Raw genomic sequence first — 18,284 nt, 5'->3', positions numbered from 1 at the left:
CAAATGCCCCGCGCAGCGTACGGACTCTAAACGCAACGCCCGGTCTGGCTTTTGTCAGGCCGGGCGTTTGCCGCTTTCAGACCCCACGGGTTTCACCGTGTGGCAGTAACAGGTAACAAGACATGGCAAAAGAATACAGCCGTACCCAACGTATCGGCGATCAGATGCAGCGTGAGCTGGCCCAACTGATCCGTCGCGAAGTCAAAGACCCGCGCGTTGGCCTGGTCACCATCACCGCCGTTGAAGTGAGCCGTGACGTGGGTCACGCCAAGATCTTCATCACCGTGATGGGGCAGGACAACAGCGAAGAAATCGCGCAAAGCATCAAGGTGCTCAATTCGGCTGCCGGCTTCCTGCGTATGCAGTTGGCCCGTGAAATGAAGCTGCGCAGTGTTCCCCAGTTGCACTTCCACTACGACGAAAGCGTCGTGCGTGGTGCGCACCTGTCGGCATTGATCGAGCGCGCCGTGGCTGAAGACAGCCAGCACCCGTCCACACCTGAAGACGCCAAGGAGTAAGCGGTGGCTCAGGTCAAACGTATCCGTCGCAACGTCAGCGGCATCATTCTGCTCGACAAGCCCATTGGCTTTACCTCCAATGCCGCGCTGCAGAAGGTTCGCTGGCTGCTCAATGCCGAGAAGGCCGGGCACACCGGCAGCCTTGACCCATTGGCCACCGGCGTACTGCCGTTGTGCTTTGGCGAGGCCACCAAGTTCTCGCAATACCTGCTCGATTCCGACAAGGGTTACGAAACCCTCATGCAACTGGGCAAGACCACCACCACGGCCGATGCCGAAGGTGATGTTCTGCAGGTTCGCGACGTGACCGTTGGTCGTGCTGATATCGAGGCCGTTTTACCCGCTTTTCGTGGGCAAATCAGTCAGATACCGCCGATGTACTCGGCGCTCAAGCGTGATGGCCAGCCTCTTTACAAGCTGGCACGTGCGGGCGAAGTAGTGGAGCGTGAACCGCGTTCTGTTACTATTGCGCGGCTTGAATTGCTCGCCAGTGAAGGCGACACCGCACGACTGGCGGTGGACTGCAGCAAAGGCACCTATATTCGTACCCTGGTGGAAGATATCGGTGAGCAACTGGGCTGTGGTGCATACGTTGCAGAGTTGCGACGTACTCAAGCCGGACCTTTCACCCTGGCCCAGACGGTCACGCTGGAAGAGTTGGAAGCGGTACATGCCGAAGGCGGCAATGAAGCGGTTGATCGCTTCCTGATGCCATCGGACAGCGGTTTGCTGGATTGGCCATTGCTGCACTTCTCGGAGCACAGCGCGTTCTACTGGCTAAACGGCCAGCCGGTACGTGCCCCGGACGCTCCGAAGTTCGGTATGGTGCGGGTACAGGATCATAACGGTCGCTTTATCGGTATCGGTGAAGTGAGCGAAGACGGGCGTATAGCGCCGCGTCGACTGATTCGGTCAGAATGACCGGACGAGTGTGGCTGTTAACAGGCACGGTCAACACTCATTTTTAGATACAGGGATTTGTCCCTGGCCTGTTGAAACTGCCCTTTGGGTAGTTTCCTGAAAAAAGGATTGCCTCATGGCTCTCGACGTTCAAGAAAAAGCACAAATCGTTGCTGACTATCAGCAAGCTGTTGGTGACACTGGTTCGCCAGAAGTGCAAGTTGCACTGCTGACCCACAACATCAACAAGCTGCAAGGTCACTTCAAGGCCAACGGTAAAGATCACCACTCCCGTCGTGGTCTGATCCGCATGGTAAACCAGCGCCGTAAGCTGCTGGACTACCTGAAAGGCAAGGATCTGGGTCGTTATCAGGCTCTGATCGGTCGCCTGGGTCTGCGTCGCTAATAAGCGATTGCGCTAGAGGTTGGTTGTCTGCCGTGTGTCAGTGGGATTCCCGCTGGCCCATGGCAGGCTCCCAGCCTCAAGTTTTATCTGGATACACGTTTTACCCTGGACGAGCGTCGGGCCGATTCCCGGCATTGCCCAAGAATTTCGCAAGAAGACAAGTTCCCCCAAGAGCCACAAAGAAGGTAGGACACCGTGAACCCGGTTATCAAAAAATTCCAGTTCGGTCAGTCGACCGTTACCCTCGAGACAGGCCGTATCGCCCGTCAAGCCTCCGGCGCAGTGCTGGTTACCGTTGACGACGACGTAACCGTATTGGTGACCGTTGTTGGCGCCAAGACCGCTGACCCGAGCAAAGGCTTCTTCCCTCTTTCCGTTCACTACCAGGAAAAGACTTACGCTGCCGGTAAGATCCCTGGCGGTTTCTTCAAGCGTGAAGGCCGTCCTTCCGAGAAAGAAACCCTGACTTCCCGACTGATCGACCGTCCGATCCGTCCGCTGTTCCCAGAAGGCTTCATGAACGAAGTGCAGGTTGTCTGCACCGTCGTTTCCACCAGCAAGAAGACCGATCCGGACATCGCTGCGATGATCGGTACCTCGGCTGCCCTGGCCATCTCCGGCATTCCTTTCGATGGCCCGATCGGCGCTGCGCGCGTTGCTTTCCACGAAAGCACCGGCTACCTGCTGAACCCGACTTACGAGCAACAGAAAGCGTCGAGCCTGGACATGGTCGTTGCCGGTACCTCTGAAGCCGTATTGATGGTTGAATCGGAAGCCAAAGAGCTGACCGAAGACCAGATGCTGGGCGCTGTACTGTTTGCTCACGACGAGTTCCAGTCCGTGATCAAGGCCGTTAAAGAACTGGCTGCCGAAGCTGCCAAGCCGACATGGGCCTGGGCTCCACAAGCTGAAGCGACTGAACTGCTGGGCGCTATCCGCTCCGAGTTCGGTGCTGCCATCTCCGACGCCTACACCATCACCGTCAAGGCCGACCGTTACGCGCGCCTGGGCGAGCTGAAGGATCAGGTTGTAGCCAAGCTGTCCGGTGAAGAAGGCCAGCCTTCTTCCAGCGAAGTCAAAGCGGCCTTCGGTGAAATCGAATACCGCACCGTTCGCGAAAACATCGTTAACGGCAAGCCACGTATCGACGGTCGCGACACTCGCACCGTGCGCCCACTGAACATCGAAGTCGGCGTTCTGCCGAAGACTCACGGTTCGGCGCTGTTCACCCGTGGCGAAACCCAGGCTCTGGTCGTTGCAACACTGGGTACTGCCCGTGATGCACAGCTGCTGGACACCCTGGAAGGCGAGAAAAAAGACCCGTTCATGCTGCACTACAACTTCCCTCCGTTCTCGGTGGGCGAGTGTGGTCGCATGGGTGGCGCTGGTCGTCGCGAAATCGGTCACGGCCGCCTGGCTCGTCGTTCGATCTCCGCGATGCTGCCTGCTGCTGACGTGTTCCCGTACACCATCCGTGTTGTGTCGGAAATCACCGAGTCCAACGGTTCCAGCTCCATGGCTTCCGTTTGCGGTGCTTCCCTGGCACTGATGGACGCTGGTGTACCGATGAAGGCACCGGTTGCCGGTATCGCCATGGGCCTGGTTAAAGAAGGCGAGAAGTTCGCCATCCTGACCGACATCCTGGGCGACGAAGACCACCTGGGCGACATGGACTTCAAAGTAGCCGGTACCGCCAAAGGTGTTACCGCGCTGCAGATGGACATCAAGATCAAAGGCATCACCGAAGAAATCATGGAAATCGCCCTGGGCCAAGCCCTGGAAGCGCGCCTGAACATCCTCGGTCAGATGAACCAGATCATTGGTCAGTCCCGCACCGAACTGTCGGAAAATGCTCCGACCATGATCGCGATGAAAATCGACACCGACAAAATCCGTGATGTTATCGGTAAAGGCGGCGCGACTATCCGTGCGATCTGTGAAGAAACCAAGGCTTCGATAGATATCGAAGACGACGGCTCGATCAAGATCTTCGGCGAAACCAAGGAAGCGGCTGAAGCTGCACGTCAGCGCGTTCTGGGCATCACCGCTGAAGCCGAGATCGGCAAGATCTACGTGGGTAAGGTTGAGCGCATCGTCGACTTCGGCGCATTCGTCAACATCCTGCCGGGCAAAGACGGTCTGGTACACATCTCCATGCTGAGCGACGCTCGTGTTGAGAAAGTGACCGACATTCTCAAAGAAGGCCAGGAAGTGGAAGTGCTGGTACTGGACGTGGACAACCGCGGCCGTATCAAGCTGTCCATCAAGGACGTAGCAGCAGCCAAGGCTTCGGGCGTTTAATTACCCGCTGGCTTTACGCTGAAAAAGAGGACTCTTCGGAGTCCTTTTTTTATGCCCACAGGAAAGTACCGGGAAATCAGTCGCTTAGTAAATTCCAAAAGCCGCAACTTGCATGCAGGTACGGTCGACTTCATGCAAGATGCACGATTTCGAAAATTAGCTGTTTTTATAAGTTGTTGTTTATAAAGGGATTAATATGATTCTGTGACTTGGCACACTGCCTGCAATAACCCTGTTAACGCTGCAGCATCAAGGTTTACACGCTGCAGACTTTTCATAAAACAGGAGTTACTCGTATGAAGAAGTTCGCTCTCGCTACCGCTACCGCTCTGACTCTGGCCATGGGTGCTAACGTAGCCTTTGCTCAGACTTCCCAAGCCCCTATGACGTTGGCGGCTGGTGAAGCCACCAAGGCTAAGGAAAGCGTTTCGGATACTTGGATCACTACCAAAGTTAAATCCGACCTGCTGACCGAGAAAGGCATTCCTGGTTCGGACATCAAGGTTGAAACCAACAAAGGCGTGGTTTCCCTGTCCTCCACAGTCGCTATCTCTGACTCCCAGAAAGCCACGGCTGTAGCGATCACCAAGAAAATCAAAGGTGTTACCGCTGTTTCCGCTGACGGCCTGATGGCTGGCGGTGCCACTAAGGCAGATAACATCGACAAAACCAAAGGCGCAGCAGCAGATGCCAAAGAGTCCACTTCGGACACTTGGATCACTACCAAAGTAAAAGCTGACCTGGTTACCGAAAAAGGCATTCCTGGTACCGACATCAAAGTCGAAACCAACAAAGGTGTAGTGTCGCTGTCGTCGACTGCTGCCGTGACCCAGGCTCAGAAAGACACCGCAGTTGCGATCACCAAGAAAATCAAAGGCGTTAAAGCTGTATCGGCCGATGGCCTGAAAGCTCAGTAACGCTAAAAGAATCGTCTGAGCTAGACGGCGGCGGCTTAGGGTGAGTTAGATATCCACCCGATGCACCTCTAAAGTTCATGCGACAGACCACACGGATGTGGTCATTACAGGCCCCGGCACTTGTGTCGGGGCCTGTTCTATTCAGGCCTGGAATACATTTGCATGGCCGGTGGAGATAAAACTGTGGGAGCGGGCTTGCTCGCGAATGCGGTGTGTCAGTCACTGGAAATGTGCCTGATATACCGCATTCGCGAGCAAGCCCGCTCCCACAGTTAGATCTGTTTTAGCTGAATGTTACTCGGCATCCAAATGCATCGGCGTTACCACTCTGCCATCCTTCTCCGCCTGCCCCAGGCTGGCATCAATGAAGTACACCCGGTCATCTTCCAGCTGGCCTTTGTCCACCAGGTAGTCCTTGATAGTGCTGGCACGGTCCTGCCCCAGTTGGCGCAGCAACACATCACTGGCCCCCCAGAACTTGATCAAGCCATCACGCAGCTTCGCAGTGCGATCATCACTGCTCAGGTCTTTCCATTCGGCCGGTGGTTGTTGCTTGAGACGGGTGCGGTAAATGCCTTCGAGCAATGGCGCTTTTTCCTTCTCCGGCACCACCAGCAATGACGCCTGAGCCGGCACCTTGTCGCCGCGACGCTGGAGGATTTTGTAGTAGTTGTATTGGTATTCACGCTCCAGGCGATCTGCGGCGATGAACGGGCCATCGCTGCTGGCCGCTGCCGTGCCTTCGATTTCAAGGCGCAGGGTAGGGCGCTCTTTGAGTGCCTTGGCCAAGGTGTTCAGGGCACCCTCAGCATCTTTGTTCAGCTCGCTGGAGCCTGCGGCAAACGACACGTTACCCAGGTCTTCCGAGCCGCCACCGCTGACCAGCCCGCCGATAAACTTGAACGGCGCCGTGGCTGCGCGCACCACCAGGTTGCGCAGGGTCTGCCACACAATCGGCATGACGCTGAACTGCGGGTTATTCAAGTCGCCGGTTACTGGCAGTTCGATGGAGATCTTGCCGTCAGTATCCTTGAGCAGCGCAATGGCCAGGCGAATCGGCAAATCGACGGCATCGGCACTGTCGACCTTCTCACCCAACTGCAATTGCTCAACCACCACTTTGTTTTCAGCCTTCAACTGGCCTTTGGTGATCACGTAGTGCAAATCGAGGTTTAGCCGGCCCTTGCGAATGCGGAAACCCGCGAACTTGCCGGAATACGGGGTCAACGTGGTCAGTTCGACGCGCTTGAAGCTGGTGGCGATATCCAGCGCCGCCATCGGGTCAAACGGGTTGACGCTGCCCTTGATCGTCACCGGCGCGTAGCGATCCACCTTGCCCTTAATGTCGACGCTGGCCGGTTTGGCCTGGCGACTGTCGATAGTGCCAATCTGCCCGTTGAGTTGCTGGATAGCCGTGGCGAAGTTGGGCGTGAGGCTGAAGTCGGCGAAGTTGGCCGAACCATCGTTGATCGCAATTTGCCCGATATGAATACCCAACGGTTTGTCTTTGCTCGCCGCCGGCTTGGCTGCCGACTTGGTGCCATTGTCGGCCGGTTGCGGGATCAGCAAGTCATCGATGTTGGTGGTGCGGTCGTCGTTGATCATAAAGCGCGCATAGGGCTGCAGCAGGTTGACCTTGTCGATCGACAGGCTGTCGCCGTGCTGGTAGTTCACGCCTTCGAGTACCAGACGCTGCCACTTGAGGAAGTCGCGGGTCTTGAGGGTGTCCAGGGTGTGCAACTGGTCGACCTGGGCGCGGCCGGTGACCTGCAGCGCCAAGGGCTCGGTGCTTTTAAGGTTCACATCGAGGTTGCTGCCCAACATACCGCTGCGCAGTTCCAGGCGGATAAACGGGCTGATATAGGATTGCGCGACCCGCAGGTCGATGTCCTGGGTGCTCACTTTCAACCTGGCGCTGACCGGGTTGAGGTTGACCTCACCGGTTGCGCTGATCTTGCCTTGCTTGCCCAGGCCGGAGTCGACCTTCAGGCTAAAGGGGCTGCGGTTGAGACTGTCGAAGTTCTGCATATCGACATTCAGCGGGCCTAGCTCCAATGCAACTTCCGGTTTGGCAGCACGGTCTGCGAGGTGAACTTGATAGTTGCGCAGTTGCACGTCCTTGAGCAGCACTTGCCAGGGTTTGCTGGGTGCGGCAGGTGGGGCGTTTGGCGTATCGGCGGTTGCAGGTGCGCTGGCAGGCTTGAGTTCCTTGGCCGGTTTGCTCGGTTGGCTGGCAAACAGTTTCTGCCAGTCCAGTTGCCCATCGGCTTCGCGGGCGGCCCAGGTTTCCAGCTTGTTGCTGCGGATCTTGCCGACCACCACTTGCTGCTTGGCCAGGTCCACCGTGGTGTCGCTGACGTCCAGGCGCTCCAGGCGCACCAGTGGCCGGCCATCCGGCGCCTTGATCGCAAACGGCGCGATGCTGGCGGCGGTGTTGGTCAGGTTCAGTTCGGTTTCTTTGGCCAGGCTGAATTTATAGTCGGTACTGAAGTTCAGCACGCCGTCTTCAAGCACCAGCGGCAGGGCGTCCCGTACATACGGCCACCAGGCTTTCATCTTGCCATCGGTGACTTTCAAGGTGCCTTGTGAAGTGATCGGCACCAGGCTGAAATTGCCTTTCCAGTCAATCTGCCCGCCCTCAGGGCCGGCGGCCACCAGGGTCATGTCGGCGTTGTCTTCGGGCAAGGTGCTGAGGTTTTTCAGCTCGAAGTCGAGTTTGTCGTAAAGGAATTCGATCGGCTCGCTGGGGCGCAGGTCGCGAAAGTACACATAGCCGCCGGCCAGCTTGATGCTGTCGATGCGCAGCGGGAACGGCTTGGCATTCGGGTCGGCCGGGGTCGGCTCACTTGGAGGCAGTTTGAACAACTGCGCCAGGTTCAACTGACCGGATTTGTCGAACAGCACTTCAGTCTTCGGCTGGTCCAGCTGCACATCTGCCAGGTGCAGAGCGCGCGTCCACAGGCTGTCGATCTGCAAGTTGGCGTACAGGCGCTCGAAACCGACTTGCTCCTTGCCCGGCTCGCCGAGTTTGAGGCCCCACAGCGTCAGTTCCAGGCTGAACGGGTTGAGCTCGATACGCTCGATGCGGGCCGGCACCGTGGCGTAATTGGCCAGTTGTTGGTTGGCAATGCGTAGGGCAATGCCCGGCAGAATCAGAAAACCCAGCAAGCTGTACAGAGCCAGGGCGGTCAACAAGGCGCCAGCGGCGCGGATCAATCCTTTGGGCATGAGTGACGCCATCTATGTAGAACGAGAGTGCCTTGGAGTATGGCACGGGTTTTCGGTTCCGAAGTACCGGGCTCCTTGGGAAAAGTACTACAACTGCAGGATCAGGGTCTTCAACGGTGGCTGCTGATCTTGCGAAGGGAAGTCAGCCCCCGGCGTCATGATTTGCCACTCGCGTACCGGTCGGCCGACTTTTTCGGCGCACCGCAGCACCTGTTCGCGCCAGTCATCCATGCTGACTTTTGCCAGGTTGTTGCAGCAGATCAGCACGCCATTGTCGGCGGTGGTCAGCAGTGCGGGTTTGAGCAGGCTCTGGTAGTCGCGCAACAGGTCGACAGTGCCGAAAGCACTCTTGGCCCACGCAGGTGGGTCGAGCAGCACCAGGTCGAACTGACGCTGCTCAAGGCGTGGATAACTTGGCAGCTTCTGCCCGCGGCGCTGGGTGATCGGCAAACCGGCCAGTTGGCGAATCGCCGGGAAGTAGTCGGACTGCACGAACGCCATGGTCGGCAAGTGCGGGTTGAGCAGGCCGTTTTCGCGCCCGACCGCCAGGTTGCCTTCGGCGAAGTCCAGGTTGCACACCTCGCTTGCGCCCCCGGCTGCGGCGCTCAAGCCTACGCCACAGGTGTAGGCGAACAGGTTCAGCACGCTTTTGCCGGCACTGTGGTCCTTGACCCAGCCACGGGTGTTGCGCAGGTCCAGGAACAGCAGCGGGTCTTGCCCGGCATGGCGCCCGCGTACACGGTAGTTGAGGCCCCACTCGTGGCCGACCTGATCTGCCAACGCCGCGGGCTCGGCGCGGTACACCGTGTCCTCACGGTCGATGCGCGAGTTGCCACGGGAGCGGTCGTTGTACACCAGCTGCAATTCCAGGCCCATGAACTGATTGACCTGTTGATGCAGGTCCAGCAGCTCCTCGGTTTGCAGCGATTGGTGGAAGCTTTGCACCAACAATTGCGGGCCGTAACGGTCGATGGTCAAGCCGCCAGCGCCTTCCTGGCTGCCATGAAACAGCCGGTAGCAGTCGGTGTTTTGGGCGTGCAGCTCGTTGATCAGGTCTTGGCGATGGTTGAGAGCGGCGCGCAGCGCCTGATTCAAGGGAGTCATGGAGCGCGCCTTGCGGGTAAAAGAGGGCGCGAAGTTTAACAGTTATAGGCTCCGCGCTACATCAACCCCATCCGCCGCTGGGCGCGTTGCACCGAACCATTGCGCATCGCCCAGCGCAGCAAGGGCGCGCTGCGCTTCACACCCGCGCGGATCACCAAGCGTTGCATCGAGCTTTGGTGTTGCCCGAGCATAGCGCTGGCCCAGCCCGGCAGCAGGTCGATGCCGGCCTGCATCATCAAGCTGCCAAAGGGTTTGGCCAAGGTGCTGGGCGCGGGTGCATTGACCAGCAGGCGCAGCACTTCGCGGCTGCGATCGTCACACAGCAGTTGCGGACGAATACGCGCCATATATTCGGAAATTTCCTGCCGCGAGCGCGGAACGTGGCGGGCGCCCAGTCGCTCGGCCACCAAGGCAATTTCATTGTAGTAGCGGTCCTGGTCGCGCCCCGACAGGTGCGGGTTGCGATAACGCAGGTGCGCCGCCAGGAAATTGCTGACCTCCGCCACGTGTACCCACGTCAGCAGCTCCGGGTCGCTGGCCGCATAGGCTCGACCATCCGGCGCATGCCCGACCACTTGCAGGTGGATGGTGCGCACCTTCTCAATCAACCATTCGGCGTCCTGGCGCGAGCCGAATGTGGTGCCGGAAATAAACTGCGAAGTGCGGCGCAGGCGCCCGAGCATGTCCTGGCGAAAGTTGGAGTGGTCCCACACGCCAGCCAGGGCCAGCGGGTGCAAGGCTTGCAGCATCAACGCGCTGATGCCGCCGATCAGCATGCTGCTGAAGTCGCCATGCACCTGCCAACTGATAGAGTCCGGCCCGAACAGGCCAGGGTCGCCCTTGGGGTTTTCCAGGTCCAGCTGACCCAGTGACAAGCCGGTGAGGCTCATCAACTGGGTTTCGATACGGCTACGGATAAATTCCATGGCGACTCTGGGTGGCTCCTATCGGTTCAGGCGTTTATCGATCAGGCCGTCCACCACGCTCGGGTCGGCCAGGGTCGAGGTGTCGCCGAGGCTGTCGAGTTCGTTGCAGGCGATCTTGCGCAAAATACGCCGCATGATCTTGCCCGAGCGGGTTTTCGGCAAGGCGGGCGCCCATTGGATCAGTTCCGGCTTGGCAAAGCTGCCGATTTCCTTGCTGACCAGCGCCAGCAAGTGTTTTTTCAGCTCATCGCTGGGCTCGACGCCGTTCATGGGGGTGACAAACGCATAGATGCCCTGGCCTTTGACGTCGTGGGGGTAACCGACCACAGCGGCTTCGGCCACTTGGTCATGCAGCACCAGCGCGCTTTCCACTTCGGCGGTGCCGATGCGGTGACCGGACACGTTGATCACGTCGTCAATGCGGCCGGTGATCCAGTAGTCGCCATCCTCATCGCGGCGCGCACCGTCGCCGGTGAAGTAGTAGCCGGGGTAGGGTTTGAAATAGGTGTCGAGCATGCGCTGCGGGTCGCCGTAGACGCTGCGGATTTGCCCCGGCCAGCTGGCCTTGATAGCGAGCACGCCACTGCCGGCGCCGCTGAGCTCCTTGCCGTGTTCATCCAGCAGCACGGGCTGTACGCCAAACATCGGTTGGGTCGCGCAACCGGGTTTGATTCGTTGCGCGCTGACCAGCGGGCTGAGCATGATGCCGCCGGTTTCGGTCTGCCACCAGGTATCGACAATCGGGCAGCGTTGCTCGCCCACGGCGTTGAAGTACCAATCCCAGGCCTCGGGGTTGATCGGCTCACCGACGCTGCCCAGCAGGCGCAGGCTGGCGCGCGAGGTGTTCTGCAGTGGCCCGTGGCCCTCACGCATCAGCGCACGCAGTGCGGTGGGCGCGGTGTAGAAGATATTCACCTGGTGTTTATCGATGACCTGCCAGAAACGCGAGCTGTCCGGGTAGCTCGGCACACCTTCGAACATCAGCGAAGTGGCACCATTGGCCAGCGGGCCGTACACGATATAGCTGTGGCCGGTGACCCAGCCCACGTCGGCGGTGCACCAGAACACTTCGCCGTCACGGTAGTCGAGCACGTACTTGAAGGTCATCGCCGCTTGCAGCAGGTAACCGCCGGTGGTGTGCAGCACGCCCTTGGGTTTGCCGGTGCTGCCGGAGGTGTAGAGGATAAACAGCGGGTCCTCGGCGTCCATCGGCTCGGGCGGGCAATCAGCACTGGCGGCATCCAGCGCGGCTTGATACTTGAGGTCGCGGCCTTCTACCCAGTCAAGTTCCGCACCCGTGCGCTCCACCACCAGCACTGTGCTGACGTTCGGGCAACTGGCCAGGGCTTTGTCGACATTCTTTTTCAGCGCCACCGGCTTGCCGCCGCGCACGCCTTCATCGGCGGTGATCACGGTGCGACAGTCGGCATCGAGGATACGGTCGCGCAGGGCATCCGGAGAGAAGCCGCCGAACACCACCGAGTGCACCGCGCCAATCCGTGTGCAGGCCAACATGGCGTAGGCGGCTTCCGGGATCATCGGCATGTAGATGCACACCCGGTCGCCTTTTTTCACCCCACGGCTTTTCAGCACATTGGCCAGGCGGCTGACGTTTTGATGAAGTTGGCGGTAGGAAATTTTGGAGGACTTTGCAGGATCATCGCCTTCCCAGATAAAGGCCGGCTGGTCGGCGCGTTGCGCCAGGTGACGGTCGATGCAGTTGTAGCTGACGTTCAGTTGGCCGCCGGCAAACCACTGGGCGGCGCCGGTGGTGATGTCCGAGTGTTGCACGGTGTGCCAGGGTTTGATCCAGTCGAGAAAGCCCTTGGCCTGTTCGGCCCAGAACGTATCGGGTTGCTCAATGGATTGGCGATAGAGGCGCTGGTACTCGTCTTGAGTGAGCTGCGCGGCCTGGCGGACGGCATCGGCGCCGGGGAATGTGCGGATATCGAACATGAGCGGTCCTTATTCTTGTTTTAGCGACAAGGCATAAAGATGCACGCTGTGGGGAGAGGGTTCAAGGCCAACGTCCAAACGGACGTTGGCCTTGGTGTACCGGCCTCAGCCGCGGTGACGACCGCGGAAGTAGTTGATCAGGCCCTGGGTCGACGCATCGTCAGCCAGGGTTTCTTCGGCGCCGGTCAGGCGGTTGTAGACGCCTTTGCCCAGCTCCTTGCCCAGCTCCACGCCCCATTGGTCGAAGGCGTTGATGCCCCAGACCACACTTTGTACAAACACTTTGTGTTCATACATGGCGACCAGTGCGCCCAAGCGACGTGGGCTGATGCGCTCGACCACGATGGTGTTGCTCGGACGGTTGCCCGGGATCACCTTGTGGGGCGCCAGCTTCTGCACTTCGGCTTCCGGCAAGCCTTTTTCGCGCAGTTCGGCTTCGGCTTCGCTGCGGGTCTTGCCGAGCATCAGTGCCTGGCTCTGGGACAGGCAGTTGGCGTACAGCCACTGGTGATGGTCGGACACCGGGTTGAAGCTGACGATCGGCACAATGAAGTCGGCCGGGATCAGTTGTGTCCCCTGGTGCAGCAACTGGTGGTAAGCATGCTGACCGTTGCAACCGACGCCGCCCCAGATCACCGGGCCCGTATCGGTCGACACCGGCGTGCCGTCCTGGCGCACGCTTTTGCCGTTGGACTCCATGTCCAGCTGTTGCAAGTGTTTGGTGATGTTACGCAGGTAGTGGTCATACGGCAGGATCGCATGGCTCTGCGCACCCCAGAAGTTGCCGTACCACACGCCCAGCAGGCCCAGGAGCACCGGCATGTTTTGCTCGAACGACGCGTTCTGGAAGTGCTGGTCCATGGTGTAGGCACCGGACAACAGCTCTTTGAAGTTGGACATGCCGATGGCCAGAGCGATTGGCAAGCCAATGGCCGACCACAGCGAGTAACGGCCGCCGACCCAGTCCCACATCGGGAAGATGTTTTCTTCACGGATACCGAACGCCACGGCCGCCGCGTTGTTGCTCGATACGGCGATAAAGTGACGGTACAGTTCGGCTTCCGAGCCACCCTGGGCCAGGTACCAGGCGCGGGCGGCCTGGGCGTTTTTCAGGGTTTCGAGGGTGTTGAAGGATTTGGACGAAACGATAAACAGCGTGGTCTCGGCGCGCAGCTTCTGGGTCAGTTCGTGGAACTCGCTGCCATCGATGTTTGCCAGGTAGTGGCAGCGCACGCCTTTGTGGGCGTAGGACAGCAATGCCTCGGAGACCAGCTCCGGGCCGAGGAACGAACCACCGATGCCGATATTCACTACGTCAGTGATCGGCTTCTCGGTGTAACCCCGCCACAGGCCGTCGTGGATGCGGCCGACCAGGTCAGTGATCTGGTTCAGCACCTTGTGCACGTCCGGCATGATGTTTACGCCGTTGACCGACAGCTTGTCGCCCACTGGGCGGCGCAGCGCGGTGTGCAGGGCGGGGCGACCTTCGGAAGAGTTGACCGGCTCGCCTGCGTACAGCGCGTCAATCGCGGCTTTAAGGTTGACTTCTTTGGCCAGGCCCACCAGCAGGTCACGGGTTTCGCTGGTGATCAGGTTTTTCGAGTAATCGAGGAAAAGCCCGCAGCTGCTCAAGGTGAACTGGGAAAAGCGCTGGGGATCGGCATTGAACGCGTCGCGCATGCTGAAATCCTGCATGGCTTGGCGGTGTTGATTGAGCGCTTGCCAAGCGGGCAGAGCGGTAACGTCATGAGGAGTGCGGTAGTACGCCATCGCTGCGGGTTTCCTTTTATTACGGGGACTTGCCTTTAGGACACTTCTAAATCCGGAACGTTGAGTCTTTCATCAGGCGTTTGAGTCCGGTCAGCGCCAACAATGGCGCAGGGCGATTACATTAAACCTAGCGTGTCGATATGTCTTGGCTTTGTCTGCGCTGTTGCCGGTACTTTTTTATACCGGCACAGCGATCAGGGCAACAGGCGAAGTGCCTGGCGGGGTCAGTTGAGGGTCAAATGCAGGTTGTCGATCAGGCGTGTCGCACCCAGATAGGCAGCCACGAGGATGACAATATCCCGATCCTCAGGCGTGGCCGCACGCAGGTGCACGCCCTGGCGCACCTCCAGGTAATCCATGCGCAACCCGGCGGCCTCGATCTGTGCGATCTGCTCGGCACGCAGCTTGGCGAAATCCTGCTCACCGCCTTTTATAGCCGCCGCAATCTGGCTGAGGCTGCGGTAGAGCACCGGCGCAATCGCGCGCTGTTCTTCGTTGAGGTAACCGTTGCGCGAGGACAGCGCCAGGCCGTCGGCGGCGCGCACGGTAGGCTCGCCGATGATCTGAATGGGCATGTTCAGGTCATGCACCATGGCGCGGATGACCGCCAGTTGCTGGTAGTCCTTCTGGCCAAACACGGCCATGTCCGGCTGGACCATGTTGAACAGCTTGCTCACCACCGTCGCTACACCTTCGAAGTGCCCAGGCCGGCTGGCGCCGCACAGGCCTTCGGACAGTTGCGGGACACTGACGCGGGTCTGGCCGGTCATGCCGCCGGGGTACATTTCGTCGACGCTGGGCGCGAACAACAGGTTGCAACCGGCTTGCAGCAGCTTTTCCTGGTCAGCTGCCAGCGTGCGCGGGTACTTGTCCAGGTCTTCGCCGGCGCCGAACTGCAGCGGGTTGACGAAAATGCTCGCCACCACAAAGTCCGATTGTTGTGCGGCCTTGGTCACCAGGGTGGCGTGGCCGCTGTGCAGGTTGCCCATGGTGGGCACAAAGCCAATGCGCTTGCCGGCACTGCGCGCGTGGGCGACGGCGGCGCGCAGTTCTCTTACGGTTTTAACGGTGTTCATGCAGAGAACCCGTGTTCGTCGGCTGGGAAGGTCACGGCTTTGACTTCACGCACGTAAGCCGCCAGAGCTGCCTGGATGCTGTCTTGGCCGGCCATGAAGTTTTTCACGAATTTGGGCGCTCGGCCGGTCAGCGACAGGCCGAGCATGTCATGTACCACCAGCACTTGGCCGTCGGTGGCCGAGCCTGCGCCAATGCCGATCACCGGCACTTTGACGGCCTGGGTGATTTCTGCCGCCAGTTCGCTGGGCACGCATTCGAGCAGGATCATCGCGGCGCCGGCTTGCTCCAGGGCAATGGCATCCGCACGCATCTGCCGCGCCTGGGCTTCATTGCGGCCTTGCACCTTGTAGCCGCCGAAGAGGTTCACCGACTGCGGCGTCAGGCCCATGTGCACGCACACCGGAACGCCACGCTCAGCCAGCAGCCGGATCGACTCCGCCAGCCACACCGCGCCTTCGACTTTGATCATGTGGGCACCGGCTTGCATCAGCTTGCCGGCGTTCTGGAAGGTTTGTTCAAGGGTGGCGTAACCCATGAACGGCAGGTCAGCGATGATGAAGGCGCCGTTGTTACCGCGTTTGACGCTGGCCGTGTGGTACGCGAGTTCGTCAGTGGTGACCGGCAGGGTGCTGTCATTCCCTTGAAGAACCATGCCCAGTGAATCGCCAATCAACAGCACTTCAACCCCGGCTTCGCAGCTGGCGTGGGCGAAGGTGGCGTCATAGCAGGTCAGCATGGTGATTTTTTCACCTTTGAGCTTGAGGCTCTGCAACGTGGTCAGGGTAATGTCTGGCATGGAAAGGGTCCTCGTTCAGGCGCTTGGAAACAGCGAGTAACGCGCGTGAGTCTTCGTTTATACAGGCGCACTGTCTTGAGAGCAGTGCTTAAAAGGCCTGGATTGCGCCCTTCAGCGCCGGGTTGGCGGCAGCGGGACGCCTATAGTCGTGATGAGGACACGGGAAGTCAATTGGATGTGTTACCGCATTGTTACGAGTGGGGTGTTACCGCTGTTACGGGTGGGAGCTGGCTTGCCTGCGATGGCATCACCGCGCAATGGCGGGTGTACCGAGTTGCTCGCATCGCAGGCAAGCCAGCTCCCACATTGACCGAGTCAGTCTTGGGGCAGGCGCTCCAGGCCGATAAACGGGCAGGCGGCCAGCAGCTCGCTGAGTGTTTGGCCGTTGGGCAGTTGCAGGTCGGCGGGTGCCAGTTCTGCCAGCGGGTACAGCACGAACGCGCGTAGATGCATCTGATAGTGCGGCACCTTGAGGCGCGGCTCGTCGATCAGGCGCTGGCCAAACAGCAGGATATCCAGGTCCAGGGTGCGTGGGCCCCAGCGTTCCAGGCGCTCGCGGCCCTGGTCGTTCTCGATGGCTTGCAATGCATCGAGCAGATCCAGTGGCGCAAGATCGCTGTTCAGCGCAGCGACCGCATTGGTGTAGCGCGGTTGGCCGGGGAGCAGGGAGTCACTTTGATAGAACGCCGACACGCCAACGAGGTTGGTGTCTGGCAATTGCGCCAGCGCTTCGACAGCGCTGCGCAATTGCTGGTCCGGGGCAGCGAGATTGCTGCCCATGCCAATGTAGATACGTTCCACGTTTATTCGCCCGCAGCGCCCGAGGCATCGGCCGCGCTGCGTTTGCGCTTGGTGCCGCTGCGTCGACGTTTTTTCGGGCCGGCGCCTTCACCATCGCCTTTGCTGCCGAGGTCGCGAATCATGTCGCGGCGTTGGCTGTCATTGGCGTCCTGGTAATCGGTCCACCATTCGCCCAGGCCGTCGGTCTGCTCGCCGGCGCTTTCGCGCAACAGCAGGAAGTCGTAGCCGGCACGGAAGCGCGGGTTGTCCAGCAACAGGTCGGCGCGTTTGCCACTGCGGCGCGGCAGGCGCTCCTGCATGTCCCAGATCTCGCGGATCGGCATGGTGAAGCGTTTGGGAATGGCGATGCGCTGGCACTGCTCGGCGATCAGCTCGTGGGCGGCTTCCTGCATGGCCGGAATCGGCGGCATGCCACGGTCCTGCAGGCGCAATACGCGCTTGGGCAAGGCGGGCCACAGCAGGGCGGCAAACAGGAACGCCGGCGTTACCGGTTTGTTCTGCTTGATGCGCAGGTCGGTGTTGACCAACGCTTCGCTGATCAGCGTGTGGGTGTACGTCGGGTTGTATTCCAGTGCCTCGGCGCTGGCCGGGAACAGCGGGTCGAACAGCTGCAGGTCGACCAGCATTTCGAACGTGTCGGCGGCATAACCCGAGAGGAACAACTTCAGCACTTCTTCGAACAGACGGGCCGAAGGGATTTCCCGCAGCATCGGCGCCAGCTCGCGAATCGGCGCAGCGGTGTGTTTCTCGATGCCGAAGTTCAGCTTCGCGGCAAAGCGCACGGCGCGCAGCATGCGTACCGGGTCTTCCTGGTAACGCTGCGTCGGGTCGCCGATCAGACGGATCAGGTTGTTGCGAATGTCGTGTACGCCATTGGCGTAATCGAGGATGCGCTCGCTGACCGGGTCGTAATACAGGGCGTTGATGGTGAAGTCGCGGCGCTGCGCGTCTTCTTCCAGGGTGCCGTACACGTTGTCACGCAGGATACGGCCGCTCTCGTTGCGGGAGGATTGATTGGTGTCTTCCTCATCATCGTTTTGCGGATGACCTGCGCGGAACGTCGCGACCTCGATGATTTCGCGACCAAAGTGGATGTGCACCAACTTGAAGCGGCGACCGATGATTCGCGCATTGCGAAACTCGGCACGCACCTGCTCCGGCGTGGCGCTGGTGGCGACGTCGAAATCCTTGGGCGTGATATTGAGCAGCATGTCACGTACGCAGCCGCCCACCAGATAAGCCTGGTAGCCGGCGTTCTGCAAACGTTCGACGATGTTCACCGCATAACGGCTGAATTGAGCGCGCTGCAATGAATGCTGATTGCTGTTAAGCACTTCAGGCGTGCTGCGAATGTGTTGCGTACGACGCAAGGGGGAACGGAATGACTGGAACAACTTCTTCAGCATGGGATGCACTGTTTGAAGGAATGTTCGGCCATAACGAAGAATGACCGCATGATGGGCGGGGATTCTAGCATTTAGTCGAGGGATGGTGTAGGAACAAGCTGCAAGGCTTGAGCCAGAAGCTTAAAGAAAGGTGTGAGCGGGTCAAATGCCGGAAACTACAAGGGGAGCCGAAGCTCCC

14 protein-coding genes are annotated in these 18,284 nt (G+C 59.6%); 5 read left to right on the top strand and 9 right to left on the bottom strand.

The features are described from left to right. Positions 1–122 precede the first annotated feature (122 nt). From rbfA to AOA59_RS09600, 5 genes are all read left to right on the top strand, one after another. Entirely contained in the window at positions 123–518 is a 396-nt protein-coding gene (gene rbfA / locus AOA59_RS09620; RefSeq protein ID WP_003176137.1) for a 30S ribosome-binding factor RbfA, read from the top strand. A gap of 3 nt (positions 519–521) precedes the next feature. After that, positions 522–1,439 (top strand): tRNA pseudouridine(55) synthase TruB, encoded by a 918-nt coding sequence (truB, locus tag AOA59_RS09615; protein ID WP_065911182.1) that lies wholly within the window; start codon positions 522–524, stop codon positions 1,437–1,439. Between the two features lie 115 nt (positions 1,440–1,554). After that, a complete protein-coding gene (gene rpsO, locus AOA59_RS09610) occupies positions 1,555–1,824 on the top strand; it encodes a 30S ribosomal protein S15 (RefSeq protein ID WP_003176135.1) in 270 nt (89 codons plus the stop codon). 195 nt (positions 1,825–2,019) lie between these two features. Next, positions 2,020–4,125 (top strand): polyribonucleotide nucleotidyltransferase, encoded by a 2,106-nt coding sequence (gene pnp, locus AOA59_RS09605; protein ID WP_017139247.1) that lies wholly within the window; start codon positions 2,020–2,022, stop codon positions 4,123–4,125. A gap of 296 nt (positions 4,126–4,421) precedes the next feature. Then, entirely contained in the window at positions 4,422–5,042 is a 621-nt protein-coding gene (locus AOA59_RS09600; protein ID WP_065911183.1) for a BON domain-containing protein, read from the top strand. A 294-nt stretch (positions 5,043–5,336) separates the two neighbouring features. Here AOA59_RS09600 and AOA59_RS09590 read toward each other — a convergent pair whose 3' ends face one another. The 9 genes from AOA59_RS09590 to AOA59_RS09550 form a co-directional block, all read right to left on the bottom strand. Next, on the bottom strand, positions 5,337–8,270 hold the full coding sequence (locus AOA59_RS09590; protein ID WP_099487047.1) for a DUF748 domain-containing protein: 2,934 nt from the start codon (positions 8,268–8,270) through the stop codon (positions 5,337–5,339). A gap of 87 nt (positions 8,271–8,357) precedes the next feature. After that, positions 8,358–9,374 carry a class I SAM-dependent rRNA methyltransferase gene (locus AOA59_RS09585; protein ID WP_099487045.1) on the bottom strand — a complete coding sequence of 339 codons (1,017 nt, stop codon included), beginning with the start codon at positions 9,372–9,374 and terminating at the stop codon, positions 8,358–8,360. A gap of 56 nt (positions 9,375–9,430) precedes the next feature. Continuing rightward, positions 9,431–10,300 carry an oxygenase MpaB family protein gene (locus AOA59_RS09580; RefSeq protein ID WP_099487043.1) on the bottom strand — a complete coding sequence of 290 codons (870 nt, stop codon included), beginning with the start codon at positions 10,298–10,300 and terminating at the stop codon, positions 9,431–9,433. Positions 10,301–10,318: 18 nt separating this feature from the next. Beyond that, complete coding sequence (acs, locus tag AOA59_RS09575) at positions 10,319–12,256, bottom strand: acetate--CoA ligase (protein WP_099487041.1); 1,938 nt, start codon at positions 12,254–12,256, stop codon at positions 10,319–10,321. Between the two features lie 105 nt (positions 12,257–12,361). Then, complete coding sequence (gene pgi / locus AOA59_RS09570) at positions 12,362–14,026, bottom strand: glucose-6-phosphate isomerase (protein WP_099487040.1); 1,665 nt, start codon at positions 14,024–14,026, stop codon at positions 12,362–12,364. Between the two features lie 224 nt (positions 14,027–14,250). Further along, complete coding sequence (gene panC / locus AOA59_RS09565) at positions 14,251–15,102, bottom strand: pantoate--beta-alanine ligase (protein ID WP_058419971.1); 852 nt, start codon at positions 15,100–15,102, stop codon at positions 14,251–14,253. Continuing rightward, the gene (panB, locus tag AOA59_RS09560; RefSeq protein WP_058419972.1) at positions 15,099–15,899 is read right to left on the bottom strand and encodes a 3-methyl-2-oxobutanoate hydroxymethyltransferase; all 801 of its coding nucleotides are present in this window, start codon (positions 15,897–15,899) and stop codon (positions 15,099–15,101) included. The genes panC and panB overlap by 4 nt, the downstream gene beginning before the upstream one ends. A gap of 315 nt (positions 15,900–16,214) precedes the next feature. Continuing rightward, positions 16,215–16,700, bottom strand: a complete 486-nt coding sequence (folK, locus tag AOA59_RS09555) for a 2-amino-4-hydroxy-6-hydroxymethyldihydropteridine diphosphokinase (protein ID WP_099487038.1) — start codon at positions 16,698–16,700, stop codon at positions 16,215–16,217. Positions 16,701–16,702: 2 nt separating this feature from the next. Further along, entirely contained in the window at positions 16,703–18,106 is a 1,404-nt protein-coding gene (locus AOA59_RS09550) for a polynucleotide adenylyltransferase PcnB (protein WP_056859766.1), read from the bottom strand. Positions 18,107–18,284: the final 178 nt, after the last annotated feature.

Source organism: Pseudomonas sp. 2822-15, assembly GCF_002742515.1.
GTDB classification, from domain to species: domain Bacteria; phylum Pseudomonadota; class Gammaproteobacteria; order Pseudomonadales; family Pseudomonadaceae; genus Aquipseudomonas; species Aquipseudomonas salomonii.
Note: the sequence above shows the minus strand (reverse complement) of the source record. Positions and strands in the feature narration are given on the sequence as shown.

Excerpts from the sequence above, each read along its gene's own strand:
- panB (WP_058419972.1), bottom strand. The coding sequence starts at position 15,899 with ATGCCAGACATTACCCTGACCACGTTGCAGAGCCTCAAGCTCAAAGGT.
- rpsO (WP_003176135.1), top strand. The coding sequence starts at position 1,555 with ATGGCTCTCGACGTTCAAGAAAAAGCACAAATCGTTGCTGACTATCAG.
- AOA59_RS09590 (WP_099487047.1), bottom strand. The coding sequence starts at position 8,270 with ATGCCCAAAGGATTGATCCGCGCCGCTGGCGCCTTGTTGACCGCCCTG.
- AOA59_RS09585 (WP_099487045.1), bottom strand. The coding sequence starts at position 9,374 with ATGACTCCCTTGAATCAGGCGCTGCGCGCCGCTCTCAACCATCGCCAA.
- rbfA (WP_003176137.1), top strand. The coding sequence starts at position 123 with ATGGCAAAAGAATACAGCCGTACCCAACGTATCGGCGATCAGATGCAG.
- acs (WP_099487041.1), bottom strand. The coding sequence starts at position 12,256 with ATGTTCGATATCCGCACATTCCCCGGCGCCGATGCCGTCCGCCAGGCC.
- AOA59_RS09580 (WP_099487043.1), bottom strand. The coding sequence starts at position 10,300 with ATGGAATTTATCCGTAGCCGTATCGAAACCCAGTTGATGAGCCTCACC.
- pgi (WP_099487040.1), bottom strand. The coding sequence starts at position 14,026 with ATGGCGTACTACCGCACTCCTCATGACGTTACCGCTCTGCCCGCTTGG.
- panC (WP_058419971.1), bottom strand. The coding sequence starts at position 15,102 with ATGAACACCGTTAAAACCGTAAGAGAACTGCGCGCCGCCGTCGCCCAC.
- AOA59_RS09550 (WP_056859766.1), bottom strand. The coding sequence starts at position 18,106 with ATGCTGAAGAAGTTGTTCCAGTCATTCCGTTCCCCCTTGCGTCGTACG.
- AOA59_RS09600 (WP_065911183.1), top strand. The coding sequence starts at position 4,422 with ATGAAGAAGTTCGCTCTCGCTACCGCTACCGCTCTGACTCTGGCCATG.